The sequence below is a fragment of the Devosia sp. A369 genome (assembly GCF_054489345.1).
In genome coordinates, this window is record NZ_JBTMWV010000015.1 from 35,976 (window position 1) to 55,894 (window position 19,919).

Below are 19,919 nucleotides of genomic sequence, written 5' to 3' on the forward strand. Positions count from 1 at the left end.
AGCGTCACCTGTGCCGAAGGCGGGAGACCGGTTGATGCGCAGGATTCTGGTTGTCTATGGAACGCGGCCCGAAGCCATCAAGATGGCGCCCCTCATTGCCGCGATGGATGCATCCGAACATCTTGAACCGGTTGTGGTGGTTACCGGCCAGCACCGGCAGATGCTCGATCAGGTCAACGCCATTTTCGGCATCGAGCCGCGTTATGATCTCAACATCATCGCCGACCGGCAGCGCCTGGACGGCATCACAGCCAGAGCGCTGGAGGGTGTTTCTGAAATCATTGAGCGAGAACGTCCCGACGCTGTCCTCGTACAGGGCGACACCACCACCTGCTTTGCTGGGGCGCTGTCTTCCTTCTATGCGAAGACGCCGGTCATTCATCTCGAAGCGGGTCTGCGGACCTACGATGCCTACGACCCTTTTCCCGAGGAAATGTTCCGCACAATGGTCTCGCGCCTGGCTGCCCTACATCTGGCGCCGACGGAAACGGCGCGACAGAACCTCCTGTCCGAGGGCATCGCCCCCCACCGTGTCGCCGTAACCGGCAACACAGTGATCGACGCCCTACTTGATGTCGCCTCCCGACAATTGCTGCCCACCAATCAGGACCTATTGCGGCTCAACGGCCGCCGGATCATCCTGGTCACTGCCCATCGTCGCGAATCCTGGGGGGAGCCCATGGCACGGGCCGCTCGGGCCATGGCTCGGCTCGCCCGAGCATTCCCGGACGTCCAGTTGCTGCTGCCGGCCCACCTCAACCCGGCGGTGCGCGAAATCCTGCTGCCCGAGCTTGACGACATCGAAAACATCATCATCACCGATCCGCTCAACTATAGCGATTTTATCTACGCGATGAAAAAGTCGGACATCGTGTTGACTGACAGCGGTGGCGTGCAGGAAGAGGCGCCGAGCCTAGGCAAGCCGGTGCTGGTCATGCGGGAAACGACCGAACGCCCAGAGGCCGTGCTCGCCGGCACGGCGTCGCTGGTGGGAACCGATGAGAACTTGATCTTTGAACAGGTGAGCCGGCTTCTGACCAACGAGGTTGCCTATGATGCGATGGCCAAGGCCGTCAATCCCTATGGCGACGGCCTTGCTTCGGATCGCAGTGTGAAGTCAATCGAGCATTTCTTTGGTCATGGTGAGCGCCCAATCGACTTCGTTCCGAGCGTAAGACAGGTTCACGCCCACGCCCCGCGGGTGTCATAGACCACCTTGCCATTGTGGCGATTATGGCGCAGTGCCTTGAAGGCATCATGCTCGACCAGAAGCACGATGATGTCGGCCCGGTCCACAGCCTCGCCGGCGTTGGTCAGCCGGAGATTGGCGTTGCCCACGAGTTCTTTCGGCAGCGTCTCGACATAGGGGTCGGCGACCATGATTTCGACGTCCGGCAGGGCGCTGGCAATCAGGCCAACTACCTCGATCGCCGGGCTCTCCCGCACATCGTCGACATTGGCCTTGAAGGTCAGGCCCAGGCAGGCCACCGATGGCGAGACAAAACGTCTGGCTTTGGCGATGACCTGATTGGCCACGTGATGCGGCTTGTGGTCATTGACCTCGCGCGCCGTACGAATGAGCCTGGCCAGATCCGGCGCCGCGGCGACAATGAACCACGGATCGACCGGGATGCAATGTCCGCCAACGCCCGGGCCTGGTGACAAGACATTGACACGTGGATGCTGGTTGGCGAGCTTGATTACTTCCCAAACGTCGAGCCTTAGCGACTCGGTGATCAGCGACAGCTCATTGGCAAAGGCAATATTGACGTCGCGATAGGAGTTTTCCACCAGCTTGGCCATTTCGGCGCTGGCGGCATCGGTGAGAAGAATCTCGCCTTGTGAGAACACCCGATAGATGCTGGCCGCCTTGATTGCGCAGCTCGTCGTCAGGCCGCCCACCACCCGATTGTTGGTGATCATCTCGATCATGATTTTGCCCGGCAGCACCCGCTCGGGGCAGTGCGCGACATAGATGTCAGCGTTGCCACCCACGACATGGGGCATGATGAGGTCAGGTCGAACGGCGCCGATCCACTGGCTGACCAGTTCGGTCGTGCCTGGTGGGCTGGTGGATTCCAGCACCACGATGTTGCCCTTTCGCAATTTCGGCGCCACTTGCTCGGCCGCTGCTTTGACGCAGGAGAGGTCTGCCGTGTGGTCTTCGTTGAACGGAGTTGGCACCGCGATGATGAAAGCATCGGCCTCAGGGATGTCGCGCGCCATCGAGAGCCGCCCCATGGCCACGGCGCCGCTGACGGCGACGGCCAGGTCAGGCTCGATAAAGGGAGCCTCGCCGCGCGAGATCGTCTCGACGATGCGCGGATTGACATCGACGCCCGTCACCTGCACCCCGCGCGTCGCCAGGACGGTGGCCGTAGGCAGGCCGATATAGCCCATTCCGACAACCACGAGGTTGCCACTAAAAACTTCGTTCAACATGGCCAATCCTATGATGAGATGTGAGAGCTGGGCGTCGTGCCAGGCTCGGCAGGAAGGCGCTGCATTTCGGCGCTGGGGTGGAAGATTTCGCGGAGGGTCAGGGTAACAAAAGCGGTGTTGGTGGTGAGATAGCGCCGCCACAACCGCCGTGGCTCCTGCGCCAGCCGGTAAGCCCATTCGAGCCCCATGCGCTGCCAGGCGCGCGGTGCGCGTTTGGTCAACCCGGCCAGAACATCGAACGAGCCGCCAACGCCGTGTAAAACTGGCACCCCCAGGTGGTCCTGAAAGCGTCGAAGGAAGATTTCCTTCTTCGGCGACGGCATGCCCAGAAACAACATGTCGGGCCGGGCGTCCCGAATTCCTTCTGCGACGTCGGCGGCTTCGTCCTCGGCATAATAGCCATCTCGGCTGCCGACGATTTCCGCCCCCGGCCAGCATTGGCCGATTTTAGCGACCAGCGCCGCTAGAACCTCGGGCGTCGCGCCCAGCAGATAGATGCGCCGCCGTTGCTGATGCGCCAGCGACAGCAATTCCTGAAACAGGTCGATGCCGGCCACGCGCTCCGGCAATCTATGCCCAAGCAGCCGACTGGCCCAGACCACCGATTGGCCATCGGCCAGCAGCATATTGCAGTCGAGTATGGCGTTCCGCAGCTCCGCATTGTGCCGGATGCTGACAATTTTTGCCGCGTTGAGCACACCCACCAACAGCGTGCGCCGCGTCTCCAGCGCCAGCCGACACCGCTCGATTGCCTCGGTCATGCCGATGGCATCAACGTGCAGCCCGAACAGTAAGTCGGGATTCTGCGCAAACGGCCCGCCGGCCTGGGCTTCACCCGCGCTCCATGTCATTAGGACCTCCCCATTGGCAGGGGATGACGCTATGCGGCGGTGCAAAGGCCCAACAATCATCCTAATAGGGGCGATCAGCGCATAATAGGAGCGCATTTGCCGTCCGCCGGGAGCGATACGCGCGCGAAATTGACTAGTGGCATAAGCACAACGACGCTCCGCTAGCTGCAAATCACTAGTGCCCAGCCCCCCTGTGAACGCTGACATGGGTCGCATTCTTGGGAGGCGATGATGGCTTTGGGAGTTTCAGGCCAGCCCCGTGCTGACAATTCGAACGATCGATCGCTGGCGGTGATCGTTGTCACCTACAATAGCGCCGACACACTGGGCGGCCTTCTCGACACGCTGGGCGAGGGCCTCGCCGGCCTCCCGCGCACCGAAATCGTCGTCGTCGACAACGCCTCTTCCGACAAGTCCGTCGCCATTGCGCGTGCGCATCCCATTGGTGCGCGCGTGGTGCAAACCGGACGCAATGGAGGCTATGCCGCCGGCATCAATGCCGGTGCGGCCACCATCTCGGCCGAGGCCGATCTGCTGATCCTCAACCCCGATATTCGTGTCGCACCTGGTTCGGTGGCCCATCTGATCCGCCGCCTGTCTGCCAATATCGGCATCGCGGCCCCCCGCATCCAGCACGAAGATGGCATGCTCTTTCATTCGCTGCGCCGCGAACCATCGCTGCAGACCGCCTGGGCCGATGCCCTCCTCGGTACGCGGCTCGGTTATGGTCTGGACCGCGGCGAATGCATCTGCAGTGATCATCGCTACGAACGCACCAGCACAGTCGATTGGGCGAGCGGCTCAGCCCTGCTCATTTCCGCCAGTGCCCGGGCCCGCACCGGCCTGTGGGACGAGTCCTTCTTTCTCTATAGCGAAGAGGTCGACTATCAGCGCCGGGTCCGCGACGCCGGCCTTCACGTCGCCTTCGTTCCTGAAGCGGTCTTCATCCACATTGGTGGTGACTATAGCCGCAACGCCAACCTCTATGCGCTTCTCACTACCAACCGTATTCGCGATTATGCCCGCCATCATGGCCCGACAGCCAATGCTGTCTTTCGACTGGCCCTGCTCACCGGCGAACTCCTGCGCAGCCTCGGTGGTTCTGCCGTGCACCGTGCGGGCGCCCTGGCGACATGGCGGAGTTTTTCCCAACAGCGCCCACCGCATCACCAGCCGTCCGGCAGCGAGGCATGAGCGTCGTACTAGATCACAACGGCGCCAGAGCTAATCCCCACGGGCGATAGGCGCGTCGCTGGAACTCTGTTCTGGTCGATCCACAGCCGCGTTGCAAGGCCGGCTGAGCCCCGTAGCAGGGCCGTAAGATACCTTAGATGCGGTGTTCGTGGCACTGCAGGCAAGGTGTCCTTCGGACACGAAACGTCGGGCAGGGCTGGGAGGATAGCGCCGCCCGACGTGGGGGTATCCGCGTTTCGTATCTCACCGGGGGAAGTCGCGTGAAACATTTCGCAATTGCCAACCGGCAGAGCACGAAAGGGCTAGCATTGACCTTTGCGGTGCTGCCATCGCCGTCCCAGGAGACGCGTCATGCCGTCGAGCCCCTCTGGTTGCGGCGCGGCACTGGTCACAGTCGTTGGACCGCCCCGAAAGGCGCCTCCAGTGCCCTTGTGCCCCTGAACGAGAATCTTGCTTTGGCCACGTCTGGGTTGTTTGCGGACAAGATCCCCCTGGCTCGCTCGCAACACCTGCCCAACGCGTTGACGCCCGCGATAGCCTATGGTCCGGACGCTACCGTCGCCGGCAGTACATTTGCCCCGACCCAGTTCCAACCGACGCTCTCGCCACATCTACTGCCGGCGAGTCCTGTCGAGGCCAGCGGCCCTTCCCGCTCTGGGACCACACCTCGCTTGGCCGACGCCTCCGCGACCGGGCAAGCCTTGAAGACGCCGCCAGAGCCGTCGCCGCAAGCCCCATCCCCCGCTGCCGCTTCGGAGACCGACAAAACCGCAGCGCCGGATCTGCTTGACTGGCGCGCCAGCTGGGTCGCCGCCTCCGCCACGACGCCCTGCGGCACCTGTACCGGCCGCGCCTGCACCATGTGTTCCGTGCGCACAGGTGGTCCGGCCGCCACCAATGGCAAGCCGACTGGCTATGCCCAGCGCGTTCTCGATTTTTACGAACCGGTCGATGCGCCGACCAGCGCGAGCACTAGTCTTGCGCGTGACACCATGTCGACTCTCAATAATTTATCGGCCACGCCAAATGCAATTGTGCTGGAAAACAGCAAGCAGGGCACGCCAGAAAGCGAGTGGTTGATTGGCCTCGCCGATCCATCGATAGAAGGCTATGCCGCCCAATTTACGCTGAACCATGGCGAAACTGTCGACTTCAAAATCAGCACCGACTCAAAAAATTACCGGATCGAGATCTACCGCCTCGGCTACTATGGCGGCGATGGCGCCCGGCTGGTCCACACCATCGAGCGCAATCTGGCCAGTGCCCAATCCCAGCCGCTGCCGCTTTTCGACCCAACCACCAAACTTGTCGATGCCGGCAACTGGTCCGTCTCGGCCTCTTGGGCCGTTCCGGCCGATGCCGTTTCTGGGGTCTATTTCGCCAAGCTGACGCGCCTCGATGGCTCGCTGGGCGAGAACATGATCCCCTTTATCGTGCGCAATGACGAAGCACCAAGCGACATCACCTTCCAGACCGCGGACACCACCTGGCAGGCCTATAATTGGTGGGGCGGTTACAATTTCTACGGTGGCATTGGCGGCGGCTTGCGCACCGGCCGCGCCAGCAAGGTCAGCTACAACCGTCCCATAATCACCCGCGATGGCGGTTTCGCCGCTGGACCGCAGGACTACATCTTCGGGGCCGAATATCCAGCCATCCGCTTCCTTGAGCAGAATGGCTACGACATCAACTACATCTCCGGCATCGACGCAGCGTCCAACGCCGCCCAATTGCTCAACAGCAAGATTTTTCTCAGTGTCGGCCATGACGAATACTGGTCTGGCGAACAGCGCGCCAATGTCGAAGCTGCCCGCGATGCGGGGGTCAATCTGTCGTTCTGGAGCGGCAACGAGGTCTATTGGGAAACCCGTTGGGAAACCAGCATTGACGGCAGCGGCACGCCTTACAAAACCCTCGTCTCCTACAAGGAGCGCTGGGACAATGCGGACAGCGACGCCGAAGGCACCACCTCCACCTGGCGCGATCCGGTGCTCGGCTCCGGGCGGCCGGAAAACAACCTGACCGGCACCATGTTCACTGTCGATTCCTATCGGCTCGACGCCATCAACGTGCCCTATGACATATCCAACCTGCGCTTCTGGACCAATACCGCCGTCGCCGACATCAATCCGGGCGAAGTCTATACGCTCACCAAGAACCTGCTTGGCTATGAGTGGGATTCCGACGTCGACAATGGCTTCCGCCCGGCGGGCTTGGTGCCATTGTCCTCCACCAGTGTGGACGTCAACACCCTGCTGCTCGACTATGGCGCCTCCACCGGTCCGGGTACGGCGCAGCACAGCCTGACGCTTTATCGTGCTCCCAGCGGCGCACTCGTTTTCGGCGCCGGCACCGTCTACTGGTCCTGGGGCCTCGACAGCCACCACGACAATGAGGCAACCCCGATCGACCGCAACGTCCAGCAGGCGATGATCAATCTGTTCGCCGATATGGGCGTACAGCCGACAACGCTGATGCAGAGCCTCGTTACGGCCAGCCAGAGTATGGACAGTCTGGCGCCGACCACCGTTATCAACCCGCTGACCGAGCCGCTCGAAGCAGCCAAGACCGCCACCGTCACCGGGACTGCCACCGATCATGGCGGCGGTCTGGTTTCGGTGGTCGAGGTCTCGACCGATGGTGGCGCCTCATGGCATCGCGCCACCGGCGCCTCCAATTGGAGCTATAGCTGGACCCCCCTGGTGGGCGGCACCTATACGATCCTGTCGCGCGCCGTCGACGACAGCATCAATCTCGAAACGCCGACCGCCGGCAGAGCGGTCAGCGTCGATCAGGGCGGCTCGGGCAATCTCTTTGGCCCGGGCGAAACCCCCACCGCGCCCTTCAGCCTCGATGACCGGCCGGTCAATCTCGGCGTCACCTTCAGTTCCAACCAGTCGGGCAGCATTGTCGGTCTGCGCTATTTCAAAGGCACCGGCAACAGCGGCGAACATATCGGTTCTCTCTGGACCTCCACCGGTACGCTGCTGGCCCGCGCCACCTTCCGCAACGAGACACCCAGCGGCTGGCAAGCAGTGATCTTCGACAACCCGGTCTCGATCACCGCTGGCACCAGCTATGTCGCATCCAATTACGGTATTGGATATGCCGCCTCGCCCAGTTACTACGCTACGCCGCATCTGCAAGGCCCTCTTACCTCGACGGGTAGCCTCTATTCCTATGACAGCGCCAGCGCCTTTCCGGGAACCAGTTCGAGCGCCAACTATTGGGTTGATGTGGTGTTCAGTGGCGTTCCCACGCCCAATGCGGCCCCTATCGGCCACAATGACGATGGTTATCTGGTGCAGCTTAATACGCCGATCACTTTCGCCATGGCGACCCTGCTCGGCAATGACACCGACCCCAATAACGATGTGCTGACCGTTATTGGCGCTGGATCTGCATCCCACGGCACCGTCACCTTAAACGCCCAGGCGCAAACCCTCACCTTCATCCCGACCACCGGATATACCGGCCCGGCGTCCTTTGGTTATTCGATTTCGGATGGTCGCGGCGGCGTCGGCTCGGCCGTGGTCAACATGAATGTTTCCCCCTCGGTCACCACCAGCACCCTGTTCCGGCCCTCGGACACACCGACCACGCTCAGCAATTCCGACGCCGCCCAGGTTAATCTGGGTGTCAAATTCGTCGCTTCTGCCTCTGGCGTCATCACGGGCGTCAGCTACTACAAGAGCGCACTCGACACCGGAGCCCATAGTGGTTCGCTCTGGACCAGCACCGGCGCGCTGCTAGCCACCGCCACCTTCGTCAACGAGACTGCAAGCGGCTGGCAGACCGTCATGTTCAGCAATGCCGTGCCGATCACGGCGGGCACCACCTATGTGGCCAGCTACCACAGCAATGGCCACTATGCGACAACCAGCAATTACTTCGCGACGAGCCATGCCTCTGGCCTGCTCACGGCGCCTGCCGGAGCCAATGGGGTCTTCTCCTACGGCACAGCGAACCTCATGCCGACCAGTTCTTTCAACTCCACGAATTACTGGGTCGACGTCATCATGAATGCGACAGCAGCGACCAATCGCGCCCCCATCGCGACCAATGACAGCGGCTACACAACACAGAAAAATACGGCGCTGACGCTGAGCGCCGCCGCACTTCTGGCCAATGACAATGATCCCGACAGCGATCCGCTGTCGATCACCGGCGCCTCCGGCGGTGTCAACGGCACGGCGGTGTACAACGCCCAGACCAATGCTGTGCTCTTTACCCCTACCGCTGGCTATTCGGGCGCGGCGTCCTTCGTCTATTCAATCAGCGATGGACGCGGCGGCACCGCCTCGGCCTCCGTCGCCCTGACGGTCACCCAGGCCATCAGCGGTAACTCGCTGTTTGCGAGCAATGCCACGCCCGCCACTGTTACAGCCAATGATCCGGCTTCGGTCGAGCTGGGCATGCGCTTCACCGTGGCCCTTGCCGGATCGATCAATGGTATCCGCTTCTACAAGGGCCCACAAAACACCGGTCCTCATACCGGCACGCTTTGGAGCAGCACCGGCATCCAGCTCGGCACCGTCGCCTTCACCAATGAATCCAGCAGTGGCTGGCAATCGGCCAGCTTCTCCAGCCCAATCGCAGTGACGGCGGGCACGAGCTATGTCGTCTCTTATCACACCAATTCCGGCTACTATTCCGCCACTGCAGCGGCCTTCAACACCGCGATCAGCAACAACGGGATCACCGCCCCGCAAAATGGTAGCGGCGCCAGCAATGGCAACGGCCTCTTCGCCTATGGCCCTGGTCCCCTCTTCCCGACCAATAGCTACAACGCCACCAATTACTGGGTGGATGTCTATTACGCGCCCGGCGCCAACACCGCCCCGGTCGCCGGCAATGACAGCGGCATCACGGTCCAGCGCAATACGCCCCTCCAAATCCAGGCGGCAACACTGCTGGCCAATGATAGTGATGCCAACGGTGATCTCCTGACCATTACGGGCACGAGTGGCGCGACGAACGGTACCGCCGTCTTCAACGCCACGACCAACATCATCACCTTCACGCCCAACACAAACTATACCGGCCCAGCCACCTTAAACTATGCCATCGCCGATGGCCGTGGCGGCGTTGCCTCCGCCAATGTTGGCCTCAATGTTGCGGCGGCAGCCACCGGCGTCTCCCTGTTTGCCGCCAGCGCCACACCGGCAACAATCTCGGTCAACGACCCCAATGGGGTCGAGCTGGGCATGAAGTTCACCTCATCCCAGAATGGTACCATCACTGCGGCAAAATTCTACAAAGGCCCCAACAATACCGGCCCGCATGTGGCGACGCTGTGGAGTTCGACCGGTACCAATCTAGGCCGTGTCAGCTTCCAGAACGAAACTGCCAGCGGGTGGCAGACAGCAAACTTTGCCACGCCAATCGCCATCACCGCAGGCGCGACCTATGTCATCTCCTATCACACCAATGGCAATTACTCGGTCACCGGTGCAGGCCTTAACCAGGCGATCACCTCGGGGCCGCTGACCGCGCCTTCCAGCGCCACAAGCGGCGGTAACGGCCTCTACGCCTATGGCAGCTCCAGCGCCTTCCCCACCAGCAGCTACAATGCCTCCAACTACTATGTCGACGTCGTCTTCAACGCACAGCTCGCGACCTGAACACCAACCGGAGACCAACACCATGCAAGCCGAAATCTACGCCGATGCCATTGGCGAAATCACCGTTACCGGCACGATTATGCGGCTCGACCTGGTGAGCCTCTCCCACACCATGCGCGACGATATGGGCCAGCCAGTGCCCGAGCATCGTATGCGCATCGTCATGTCGCTTGAAGGTTTTGCCAACAGCTTCGAAGTGCTGCAAAACGCCATGAACGGACTGATCGAAGCCGGCGCTATCCGCCGCAACGAGCCCAACCTGGCGGCCACCGCCAGGCCCGCCAGGTCGAGCGACGGCGTTTCGCCGAACTTCGTCTGACGCCGTCGCCAAATGTCGATCCAGACCGGCCCCTCCTGCCTGTCCGCCGTGCTTCGGCATCACAATGTCGACGTGAGCGCGGAACGGCTGATTGCCGAATACGCCCTTGGCGAGGAGGGCATTGGCCCAGACCTGATGTTGCGCATGGCGCAAAATGCCGGCCTCAAGGCCCGCCGCACGCGTCTGCGCGCCCCCGCCCTGCTGCGCCTTGGCCAAGCCTACCCGGCGCTGGTTCGGCTTCAAAACGGCAATTGGGTGGCCATCATCGGCGCCGACAAAGACGAAGCCGGTGCCGGTATCCTCAGGCTTTATGATCCTTTGGCCGAGACGGTCGGCGGCATGATTGTCGTTAAACTCGATCAGTTCGCCAAACACTGGTCCGGCGAAGTGCTCCTGGCCAAACGTAGCTATGGTATGGCTGACCCCGAACAACCCTTCGGCTTTCGCTGGTTCATCCCCGAAATTCTGCAGCAGTCGCGCCTCTTCACCGACGTCGCCATTGCCGCGCTCTTTCTCTACGCGCTGGGCCTCGCCACGCCGATCTTTTTCCAGCTCGTCATCGACAAGGTGCTGGTGCATGAAAGCTATTCGACGCTCAGTGTCCTCGCGGTGGGCATCGGCATCGCCCTGATCTTTGAAGCTGTCTTCGTTTTCCTGCGCCGCTATCTGCTGGTCTACGCCACCAATCGCATCGATATCCGTGTGGCAACCCGCACCTTCCGGCATCTGCTCGATCTGCCGATTACCTACTTCGAGCAGGCTTCTGCCGGCGTGCTGGTCAAGCATATGCAACAGGCGGGCCGCATCCGTGAATTCCTCACCGGCCGCCTGTTTCTCACCCTGCTCGATGCGCTCTCGCTCATTGTCTTCATTCCAGTGCTCTTTCTCTACAGTACCTTTCTGGCGTTGATCGTCCTTGGCGCCAGTGCGCTTATTGGCCTTGTCGTGGCCTTGCTTGTCGTGCCCTTCCGCAAGCGGCTGGCCGATCTCTATGCCGCCGAAGGCGAGCGGCAGGGGCTGCTGGTCGAAACCATGCATGGTGTGCGCACGCTCAAATCGCTCGCCATGGAACCTTTGCAGCGGCGCAATTGGGACGATCGCTCGGCCCAGACTATCAACAGCCGCTTCAAGGTCGAGGTCATCTCCGTCACCGCCCAGGCCGTCACTGGCCTTGTCGAAAAGCTGATGTCGGTCGCCATCATCGTCTTTGGTGCCCTACAAGTCTTTGACGGCGGACTGACCGTGGGTGCGCTCATCGCCTTCAACATGCTGGCCGGCCGTGTCTCTGGCCCCCTGGTGCAGATCGTTACGATGGTCCACGAATATCAGGAGGTGGCCCTTTCGGTGCGCATGCTCGGGCAAGTGATGAACGAGAAGGTCGAAAATGCCGGCCGCAGCGAGGGTCTGCGCCCAGAGCTCACCGGCGGCGTCGAGTTCGAAAACGTGGCCTTCCGCTATCGTCAGGATGGGGCATTAGCGCTCAAAGATATCAGCTTCGTCGTTCCCGGAGGCAGCGTCATGGGCGTGGTGGGCCGCAGCGGTTCCGGCAAGAGCACCATGACGCGCCTGATTCAGGGCCTCTATCCCATCCAGCAGGGCCTTATCCGCATCTCCGGCCACGACGTGCGCGAACTGGATCTCAATCACCTGCGCCGCAGCATCGGTGTCGTGCTACAGGACAGTTTCCTCTTCTGTGGCACCGTCCGCGACAACATCGCCGCCGCCAAGCCAGATGCCACCTTCGAGCAAATCGTGGAGGCTGCCGAACTCGCCGGCGCCGTCGAGTTCATCGAGCAATTGCCCCGTGGCTATGATACGCGGATCGAGGAAGGCGCCGAGAACCTTTCGGGCGGTCAGCGCCAGCGGCTCTCCATTGCGCGGGCGCTCGTCACCAATCCAAAAATCCTCATTCTCGATGAAGCGACCAGCGCCCTGGACCCCGAGAGCGAAGCTATCGTCAAACGCTCCATCAAAGGCATCGCAGCGGGCCGCACGGTCATCATCGTCTCCCACCGCCTCTCCATGCTCACCGATGCCGACGCCATCCTCGTGTTCGATCGCGGGCAATTGGTGGATTCGGGTCCGCACAGCCAGCTGGTGACCCGCTGCACCACCTACCGCCAGCTCTGGAACCAGCAAATAAAGCTCGTCGGATGAAGAACTTCAGCAAAAAACCACGGCTCGTAAAACCTAAAAAGGCGCCGCCTGCTGCTGTGACTAAGCCCGTTGGGCACAGTACCGTCATGGATTTTCAGACCGACGCCATCGCGCTGGAAGAGCGTCGGCCGCCTGTCGTCGCTCGCCTCACGCTCTATATCGTGGCGTCCGCCATATGCTCCGGCATCGCCTGGGCCAGCGTCTCGAACATCGACGAGGTCGTCGTGGCCCCCGGCAAGCTCTCGACCAGTCAGCCGACATTGGTCATGCAGCCATTCGAGACTTCGATCATTCGCGCCATCACGGTCAAACCCGGCGACATAGTCCGGAAAGGCCAGTTGCTGGCGACGCTTGATCCCACCTTCAGCTCGTCTGATGCCGGGCAGCTCAAGTCGCATATTGCCAATCTCACCGCCCAGATTGCGCGCCTCCGTGCTGAGGTGGATGGACGTCCATACGCCCCTGGAGCGGGAGCCTCGTCCGAGGCCGCGATGCAGGAACAGCTTTTCCGGCAACGCCGGTTGGCCTATGCGGCGCGGCTCACCGATTTCGACGCCCAGATTGCGCAAAGCCAGGCCGTCATCGACGCCTCACTGACCCAAAAGACCGCGCTGGACCAGCGGCTCGAAGGGCTGCGGGAAATCGAGAGCATGCGCTTTGATCTGGCCGAGACCGGCAACGGCTCGCGCCTGGCGCTCCTCGAAAGCCGCGACCTCGGCCTCGACCTGCAGGTAACCGTGAGCCAGATCGCCGGCCAGCAGGTGCAAGCGAGCGAACAGCTCAACAAGACCGCGGCCGAGCGCCAGAATTTCATCGAAGACTACCGCCGCATGACGCTTGAGCAATTGGTGGAGCTGGAGGACACTTATGCCAGCGCCAGGGAAGAACTGCGCAAGGTCGACCTCCGCGCCACCATGTCCAAGCTCCATGCCCCCGCCGATGCTGCAGTCCTGGAGGTCGCCCAGCGCTCGGTCGCATCGGTGATTCAGCCGGCCGAGCCGCTGATCACGCTCGTCCCCATCAATGTGCCCCTAGATGTCGAGGTCATTGTCGCGAGCAATGATATCGGCCATCTGGCGCTGGGAGATCTGGCCCGCATCAAGTTCGACGCCTTCCCATTTCAGGTCCATGGAACCATGGACGGGACGGTAACGTCAATCAGCGGTAATTCCTTCACCCAGCCAAGCCCTGCTGGCCAGGACAATGGGCCAACCTTTTACAAGGTGGGTGTCAAATTGGGCGAGGGCCGACTGAACAACCTGCCGAAGGATTTCGTGCTGCTGCCGGGCATGACCGTCTCAGCGGAGATCCATGCCGGCGAGCGGACGATCATCTCCTATTTCCTTCATCCGCTGATTCGCGGACTGGACGAGGCGCTACGCGAACCTTAGGTCCGGCGCAGTTCGGCAACGACACCACGCGAGCGCCAGGCATAGAGCATCCAGCCAAATTCATAGGGCCGGCACTCCCGGTCGATCTTGCCGGTCGGCAAGATCAGGTCGATAAAGGGCAGATGCAGGCCAGGAGCCACTGCCGTCGTCGCGGCGCCGAGCTTGCGCGACAGCTTGCTGGGCTCGTTGCGCCCGACCTTGCGCCAGATAACGCCATCGCCCTCCGACACCATCGGGCTTGTGGTTTCGGGGCGCGCATCGATCCACTCCAGTCCCCTTGCCAGGGCCTGGCGATGATCCACACCGCCCGCATCATGGAGGTCGAGCAGCGCCATAGGCGCCATGGCATGCTGGTGCACGCTATAGACCGGATAGCCCTCCACCACTTGCCCGTCGCGCGTATCGTAGTGCCACCACCATTGCCCGGCTGGTCCCTGCAGGTTCACAATCCGCGCCGCGCAGGCATTGGCCGCCTTGAGAGCACCGGCATTACCGGTCGCAGCGCTCAACCGCGCGAGGGCCTGTATCGGATAGACTTGGTCCGCAAAGCTGCCGACATGGCGGCGGATCCAGCTTGCGGCCCGAGACGGCAGGACATGCGGGAACAGCCCATGATCCGACTGCGCCCCGGCGAGTTTGGCCGCAGCCCGCCGCTCCACTTCGCTGGTATCGCCAAGATGGCGGGCGGCTACCGCCGCCGTCAGCGCCCAGGCGCAGGGCACGGTGTGGATTGCCGGTTCAGCCGACAGCGCCCGCGCAAGAATGTCAAAGAGTGCCGGCGTATGGACCCCAGCGGTTTCCGCAGCGGCCCAGGCCGCCAATGCCACGGCGCCCGGTTCGCCGGCTGCCTGCGCACGGGCGACACAGCGAAGAGCCAGGTCAATCGCCGTCTTGCCGCCCAGAACCTGATGTTGCACCGCTTGCGGCACCCAGCCCAGACCCTGCGCGACATTGACCGCATATCGCAGATTATCACCCTCGGCATTGCTGCCCGAGCCATTGCGGTTGGCTTTGCTGCGCATCGTGTGAACGAAGCTCAATTCCGGCAGGGCCATCTGCGGGAGGCCACTCGCTGCCAGGTCACACAAATCTATCAAACGCTGCGCGCTGACGCCGAAGCCGGTCGCCATGGCGGTGATCCGGTCCGTTCCAGCGTCTGGAGTCACCTCAGGATCTTCAAGTCCGTTGACGCCGTTCAGCATCGCCCGTCTCCCACGTCTGGATCAGCGGTAAAATTGCCATGCTGCGGCAGGGCGGAGACATCGCTCATGCGATGCAGTTTGGCCTACGCTGGGAAGTAGATTCGGCACGCGCTAGTCCGATCGAATGACCTGACCTAGCGCTTTTCGCGGTTCCACAAGTCAACCATGCTCGCGGCATTGTCGTGCCAGAGGAGGTCGATCATGCGGGCTGCGCGGTAGAGCCGAACCCTGGTAAGGCAGGCGAAGGCAAGCATTTTCTCGCGCACGCCCTCAACCCGATCGCTGCGCAAGATGGGCACGATCTCGCCCAACGGGGACAACGCCATGATGGCGCTCTTGGCCAACCAGCGGGCGACGCTGGCGGGGGTCCGGTCCAGTTCGCCAAATTCATGCGCCACGTGCCGGTCCCAACGCCGCGTCAGTTCCGCAATAGACTTGCATGATGGCGTCGTCACGCAGGCGCCATCAAGATAGGCGATGCGATATCCCATGCCGGTCGCACGCTGGCCCCACGCCGTGTCCTCCATCGTGCCGATGCCACCAAAGGGTCCTATTTTTTGGAACACCTCGGCCCGGACCGCCATGTTCCCTGTCGCCGCAAAGCCATGATGCTCCACGTAAAAGCGGGCCCTATAGCTGTAGATGCTCTCATAGGCCTCGACGGCGGTCAGCCGCCCTGAACGGGTGGGCTGGATGCGAATATTGCCACCGACGATGTCGACCGACTTGTGTTCATCGAAATAACTGACGACCCGCGACAGCCAGTGCGGCATGGCGATACAATCGGCATCGATGAACAGCAGTAGCGGCGCCTTTGCCTCCGCAGCGCCCAGATTGCGCGCCGGCCCAGGCCCGGGAATGGGTTGGTAGAGCAGCCGCGCGCCTGACAGCAATGAAACAGTGCCCTCGGGCGGCACCGTTGAACCATTGTCCACAACGATGATCTCGAAGGGGATCCCATCCATTTTTTGCTGGTCGAGCGATTGCAGGCAAGCCAGTAGATCCGGCTCGTTCAAATGCGGAAGAATGACGCTGGCGCGCGGCGTTTGGACCATTCCGGCACTCCCGATTTCGCAACAGGGTGCTGGTACGGGCCGTGCCCGACAATAACCCGAACGCAACGCCATTAGCCTGAATGGCTACATCGCCAGCCGTACTACTCAGCCTCTTACCTCACGGCGAGCGCTACTGTCGCTCGAACCCTTGGGAGTGTGTCCCGATGACAATTCGAGACCTTCGAGTCGGCAGCGCCAATCTACCCACCAGCGCGACACATTGCATTGTGGGCGGCGGCGTTGCCGGATTGCTATTGGCCAGCCGCCTGGCCCAGCACCATCGGCAGGTCGTGCTCCTCGAAAGCGGTGGCCTTGAACTCGATGACGAAACCCATGGCCGCATGATCCCGATCAGCGCTCACGATCAACAACGCCGCGAGCATCTCGCGCTGGATGAATGGCCCTTAGCCATGGGCGCGCTGGAACACTATCAGCGAGAACTAGAGGACCTGTTCAAGATCGGTCACGATTCTTTTGAAGACATCGACGCCGCCGCTCCTGGCGCTTCAGGCCTCCTGCTGGCCGACATCGAGAACTTTCAGGCCCGCTGGGCCAAGCGCCCCTCCATCGCGCACGGAAATATCATGGCCACGCTTGGCAGGGAGATTCGCTCCAGCCTCAATCTCACCGTGGTGCTTCATGCCAGCGTCGTCGACTTCGCCCTAGACCGAGATCAGGGACGTCTGCAGGCGGTCTCTGCGCGCAGCCTTTCGGGCGCCACCCTGACCGTGCGCGCCGACGAGTTCACCATCGCCGCCGGCACAATTGAATCCACCCGCCTGTTGCTCGCACTTGACGCTTCGAGCGACGATCGCGCCTTTGCCCGCACCGACGCGCTGGGCCGCTATTTTCAGGATCATCTGAAGGCCGAGATCGCCGTCGTTGATCGCCAGCGCGCAGAGCTAACCAACCACATGCTGGGCGGCCGCTTCATCAAGGGCACGCGCCGCGACCTCCACCTCGAATTATCCCGAAGCGCCCAGGTCGCGGACAATGTTTCGAGCGGATTTGTCCATGTGTCAGTGGACAAACCCGATAGCGGCCTAGCGGTCGTCAAGGCCCTCGCCCATGGGCTCCAGCACGGCCGGATGGAAGCGAGGCAAGTGCGTCGGGCGCTGGGCCAGATCGGGCGCGCCTCCATCGCCAGCTATTGGCGGCTCCGTTACCGCCAGCTTTATGTCCCGCGCGATGTGCCGTTCCGCATAATCGCCGGCGTCGAGCAGCTTCCCGATCCGCAAAACCGCATCCGCCTCTCCCACAAGAAGGATCGTCTCGGAATGGGCATGGCACAGCTCGACTGGAAGCCGCGTGATGCCGACGAGCGTACCTTCCGGTCCATCGTCCGTCGCCTCGCCCTCTATTGGAAGCGTTCCGGCTTCGACACACTCTGCCCGCTCGACTGGGACAATTCGATACTCGACCCCGCCAACCGCATCTGCGACCGCGCCGAGGCCTGCGCCCATCCCTCGGGCTCAACGCGAAGCGGCAACAATCCCGCGACCTCGGTGGTCGGGTCAGACCTGCGCTGTCACGCCATCCCCAATCTCGCCGTGGCCAGCGCCTCGGTCTTTCCCACCGCGGGCAGCGCCAACCCTAGCTTTACTGTCATGACGCTCGCTATGTGGCTGGCCGATTCCTACCTGGGGCGGCCGGCGACTGCAGATTTCTTCCGGGCCGGGGCGCAAAATGACGGCTCCCGCCTTGCGGGCGGGAGCCGTCACTCAGGTCGCAATGTTGCGGACTAGAGGATGAAATCACCCTCGGTCAGCTGAATGTGGCCAGTCAGCTGGATCTCGAAATCGTGACGGCCATCACCGTTGATATCACCCTGGATGACGGTGATACCCTTTTCGGTGTGCCATGCGATTTCGCCGGGCTTCTTGTTGAAGATGGTGTCATCTCCGGCGACGAAGGAAAACGCCTGGTTGCCTGCGACACGGCTGTTGGCGTCGATAGCACTGAGGTCGATCTTGTCTGCGCCTTGCTTGAAGTCCGTGATTACGTCACGATAGCCGGCCCTGGTACCCATCTCGTTGACGGCCTTGAACTGGAACACGTCGTTTCCAGCGCCGCCGGTGAGCGTATCCCGGCCGGTACCACCGATCACGATGTCATCGCCGTTACCGCCGGACAGCGTGTCGTTGCCGCCGCGGCCGTCAATAGTGTCATTGCCGTTGGTGCCGGTCAGACGATCGGCGTTCTTTGTGCCGTTAATCGTGTTGGGCGGGGTTGGCGTCGGAGTGGTGGGCGGCGTCGGAGTTGGACTCGTGACCGTACCAGCAACGCCGATAAAATCCTTGGCCGTAAGCTGCTTGATCCCGGCCATGGCGATATCGAGATCGCTGACGCCGTCGCCGTTGACGTCGATCTGGACGATCGTCCGGTTGTTGGCGGCGTCAGTGTGCCATGCCAATTCGCCGGCCTTCTTGGTAAAGACGGCGTTGTCTGCTGCTAGGAAGGTAAAATCGTCATTGGCCGAGGTACGGCTGTCGGCGTCGATACCACTGAGGTCGATCTTGTCCTGGCCCGAGACGAAATCGGTGATCACATCGCGCGTGGAGTTGTTGGTCCCGGATTCGCTGGTGGAGCGGAAGGCGAACACGTCATTTCCAGCGCCGCCAGTGAGGGTATCTCGTCCCAGGCCGCCGATGATCGTGTCGTTGCCAGAACCGCCATCGATGCGGTCGTTACCGCCCAAGCCATTGATGGTGTTGGCATCGGCGTTACCGGTCAGGACGTCGTCACCCTCGGTCGCGCCATTCTCGGGGGACGGCGTGGGATTGGGGTCCGGGTTGCCAGGCTGGGGTTCGCCCGGCTTCGAGGGAACATAGGCACCGTTCTCGGACAGACCTGCAGCCAACTCGTCACCATCGTTGAGGTTGCCGGACTGGTGGACGCTGGTGTTGGTATTGAACGTGCCCCAATGGCCCTTGCCAAAGTGGTTGTCGATGAATTTGACGTCGACAAGCGTGCCAGGGCCAGCCTTGCCCGTTACCGCATAAACGGTATAGCCGGCGCCAACCAGCAGGTTGTCTTCAACGAGAACGTTGCGGACAGTGCCCCAGTCGCTCGACACCATCAGCGCGGATGTCTGCGAATGGTCGACGATCACAGTGTTTCGTTTCACCGTTACATTGCTGGCGTCGATGTTAATGCCGTCATAGTGCGGATCATCTGTGCCATAGAGGTCGTGGATATAGTTGCCTTCGATGTGGGTATTGTTGCCGTTCACATCGATACCGTCGACGACACCGTGAATGTCGTTTCGCAGAAACGTGCCATGACCAATGATGCCCTTGCCGGACTTGCCCAGGCCGTCGATCTCACTGTCCATAATGACAGTGCCGGTTACCCCCTGTTTGACGTTGATCACCGAAAAACCAGAGCTGGAGACCTTGCTGTTCTCGATCGTCACATTGTCGGCTTGGATATAGACGGTCCCGCGAATATCGAGGCCGGACAATACGGTACCTGCCTTCGTGACAACGATGTCGCCGGTACGTGCATTCAGTGTAACCCCGTCGGGTATTCCAGAATTAGTTCCATCGGGCCAATATCCCATGGTTAATTACCTATCCTATTAAAGAAGCTGTCTAGTTGGTCGATTATATGGGCGATTTTGTGGCTATGATTAGCTCGTCCGAGTGACAAAAGGGCATTCTGATCGTCCAAATCTAAGCAAAA

12 protein-coding genes are annotated in these 19,919 nt (G+C 61.6%); 7 read left to right on the plus strand and 5 right to left on the minus strand.

Features of this window, described 5'->3' with window-relative positions; translation table 11 throughout:
- Nucleotides 1-34: 34 nt before the first annotated feature.
- On the plus strand, nt 35-1,210 hold the full coding sequence (wecB, locus tag ACX3OZ_RS15875; RefSeq protein ID WP_459097286.1) for a non-hydrolyzing UDP-N-acetylglucosamine 2-epimerase: 1,176 nt from the start codon (nt 35-37) through the stop codon (nt 1,208-1,210).
- On the opposite strand, the gene wecC is transcribed toward wecB, so the two are convergent.
- Together wecC and ACX3OZ_RS15885 are read right to left on the minus strand one after the other, a co-directional pair.
- On the minus strand, nt 1,183-2,442 hold the full coding sequence (gene wecC / locus ACX3OZ_RS15880) for a UDP-N-acetyl-D-mannosamine dehydrogenase (protein WP_459097285.1): 1,260 nt from the start codon (nt 2,440-2,442) through the stop codon (nt 1,183-1,185). The genes wecB and wecC overlap by 28 nt on opposite strands.
- 8 nt (nt 2,443-2,450) lie before the next feature.
- On the minus strand, nt 2,451-3,293 hold the full coding sequence (locus ACX3OZ_RS15885; RefSeq protein WP_459097284.1) for a WecB/TagA/CpsF family glycosyltransferase: 843 nt from the start codon (nt 3,291-3,293) through the stop codon (nt 2,451-2,453).
- Between the two features lie 231 nt (nt 3,294-3,524).
- Here ACX3OZ_RS15885 and ACX3OZ_RS15890 point away from each other — a divergent pair, with 231 nt between their 5' ends.
- From ACX3OZ_RS15890 to ACX3OZ_RS15910, 5 genes are all read left to right on the plus strand, one after another.
- Nucleotides 3,525-4,487: a glycosyltransferase family 2 protein gene (locus ACX3OZ_RS15890; RefSeq protein WP_459097283.1), complete on the plus strand. Its 963-nt coding sequence runs from the start codon at nt 3,525-3,527 to the stop codon at nt 4,485-4,487.
- A 701-nt stretch (nt 4,488-5,188) separates the two neighbouring features.
- Entirely contained in the window at nt 5,189-10,111 is a 4,923-nt protein-coding gene (locus tag ACX3OZ_RS15895; protein ID WP_459104870.1) for a DUF4082 domain-containing protein, read from the plus strand.
- A gap of 22 nt (nt 10,112-10,133) precedes the next feature.
- Nucleotides 10,134-10,430 carry a hypothetical protein gene (locus tag ACX3OZ_RS15900; RefSeq protein ID WP_459097281.1) on the plus strand — a complete coding sequence of 99 codons (297 nt, stop codon included), beginning with the start codon at nt 10,134-10,136 and terminating at the stop codon, nt 10,428-10,430.
- A 12-nt stretch (nt 10,431-10,442) separates the two neighbouring features.
- Nucleotides 10,443-12,587, plus strand: a complete 2,145-nt coding sequence (locus ACX3OZ_RS15905; protein ID WP_459104871.1) for a peptidase domain-containing ABC transporter — start codon at nt 10,443-10,445, stop codon at nt 12,585-12,587.
- Nucleotides 12,584-13,978 carry an HlyD family type I secretion periplasmic adaptor subunit gene (locus ACX3OZ_RS15910; protein WP_459104872.1) on the plus strand — a complete coding sequence of 465 codons (1,395 nt, stop codon included), beginning with the start codon at nt 12,584-12,586 and terminating at the stop codon, nt 13,976-13,978. The genes ACX3OZ_RS15905 and ACX3OZ_RS15910 overlap by 4 nt, the downstream gene beginning before the upstream one ends.
- Here ACX3OZ_RS15910 and ACX3OZ_RS15915 read toward each other — a convergent pair.
- Nucleotides 13,975-15,180 carry a hypothetical protein gene (locus ACX3OZ_RS15915; protein ID WP_459097278.1) on the minus strand — a complete coding sequence of 402 codons (1,206 nt, stop codon included), beginning with the start codon at nt 15,178-15,180 and terminating at the stop codon, nt 13,975-13,977. The two genes, ACX3OZ_RS15910 and ACX3OZ_RS15915, sit on opposite strands and share 4 nt — an antisense overlap.
- A 134-nt stretch (nt 15,181-15,314) precedes the next feature.
- Nucleotides 15,315-16,235: a glycosyltransferase family 2 protein gene (locus ACX3OZ_RS15920; RefSeq protein WP_459104873.1), complete on the minus strand. Its 921-nt coding sequence runs from the start codon at nt 16,233-16,235 to the stop codon at nt 15,315-15,317.
- 164 nt (nt 16,236-16,399) lie between these two features.
- Between ACX3OZ_RS15920 and ACX3OZ_RS15925 the strand changes: the two genes are divergently transcribed.
- Complete coding sequence (locus ACX3OZ_RS15925) at nt 16,400-17,980, plus strand: GMC oxidoreductase (RefSeq protein WP_459104880.1); 1,581 nt, start codon at nt 16,400-16,402, stop codon at nt 17,978-17,980.
- On the opposite strand, the gene ACX3OZ_RS15930 is transcribed toward ACX3OZ_RS15925, so the two are convergent.
- Nucleotides 17,977-19,698 (minus strand): M10 family metallopeptidase C-terminal domain-containing protein, encoded by a 1,722-nt coding sequence (locus ACX3OZ_RS15930; RefSeq protein ID WP_459104874.1) that lies wholly within the window; start codon nt 19,696-19,698, stop codon nt 17,977-17,979. The genes ACX3OZ_RS15925 and ACX3OZ_RS15930 overlap by 4 nt on opposite strands.
- Nucleotides 19,699-19,919 lie beyond the last annotated feature (221 nt).

Coding starts and splice junctions, on each gene's coding strand:
- ACX3OZ_RS15910 (WP_459104872.1), top strand. CDS start 12,584: ATGAAGAACTTCAGCAAAAAACCACGGCTCGTAAAACCTAAAAAGGCG.
- ACX3OZ_RS15920 (WP_459104873.1), bottom strand. CDS start 16,235: ATGGTCCAAACGCCGCGCGCCAGCGTCATTCTTCCGCATTTGAACGAG.
- ACX3OZ_RS15905 (WP_459104871.1), top strand. CDS start 10,443: ATGTCGATCCAGACCGGCCCCTCCTGCCTGTCCGCCGTGCTTCGGCAT.
- ACX3OZ_RS15900 (WP_459097281.1), top strand. CDS start 10,134: ATGCAAGCCGAAATCTACGCCGATGCCATTGGCGAAATCACCGTTACC.
- ACX3OZ_RS15915 (WP_459097278.1), bottom strand. CDS start 15,180: ATGCTGAACGGCGTCAACGGACTTGAAGATCCTGAGGTGACTCCAGAC.
- ACX3OZ_RS15925 (WP_459104880.1), top strand. CDS start 16,400: ATGACAATTCGAGACCTTCGAGTCGGCAGCGCCAATCTACCCACCAGC.
- ACX3OZ_RS15890 (WP_459097283.1), top strand. CDS start 3,525: ATGGCTTTGGGAGTTTCAGGCCAGCCCCGTGCTGACAATTCGAACGAT.
- wecC (WP_459097285.1), bottom strand. CDS start 2,442: ATGTTGAACGAAGTTTTTAGTGGCAACCTCGTGGTTGTCGGAATGGGC.
- wecB (WP_459097286.1), top strand. CDS start 35: ATGCGCAGGATTCTGGTTGTCTATGGAACGCGGCCCGAAGCCATCAAG.
- ACX3OZ_RS15885 (WP_459097284.1), bottom strand. CDS start 3,293: ATGACATGGAGCGCGGGTGAAGCCCAGGCCGGCGGGCCGTTTGCGCAG.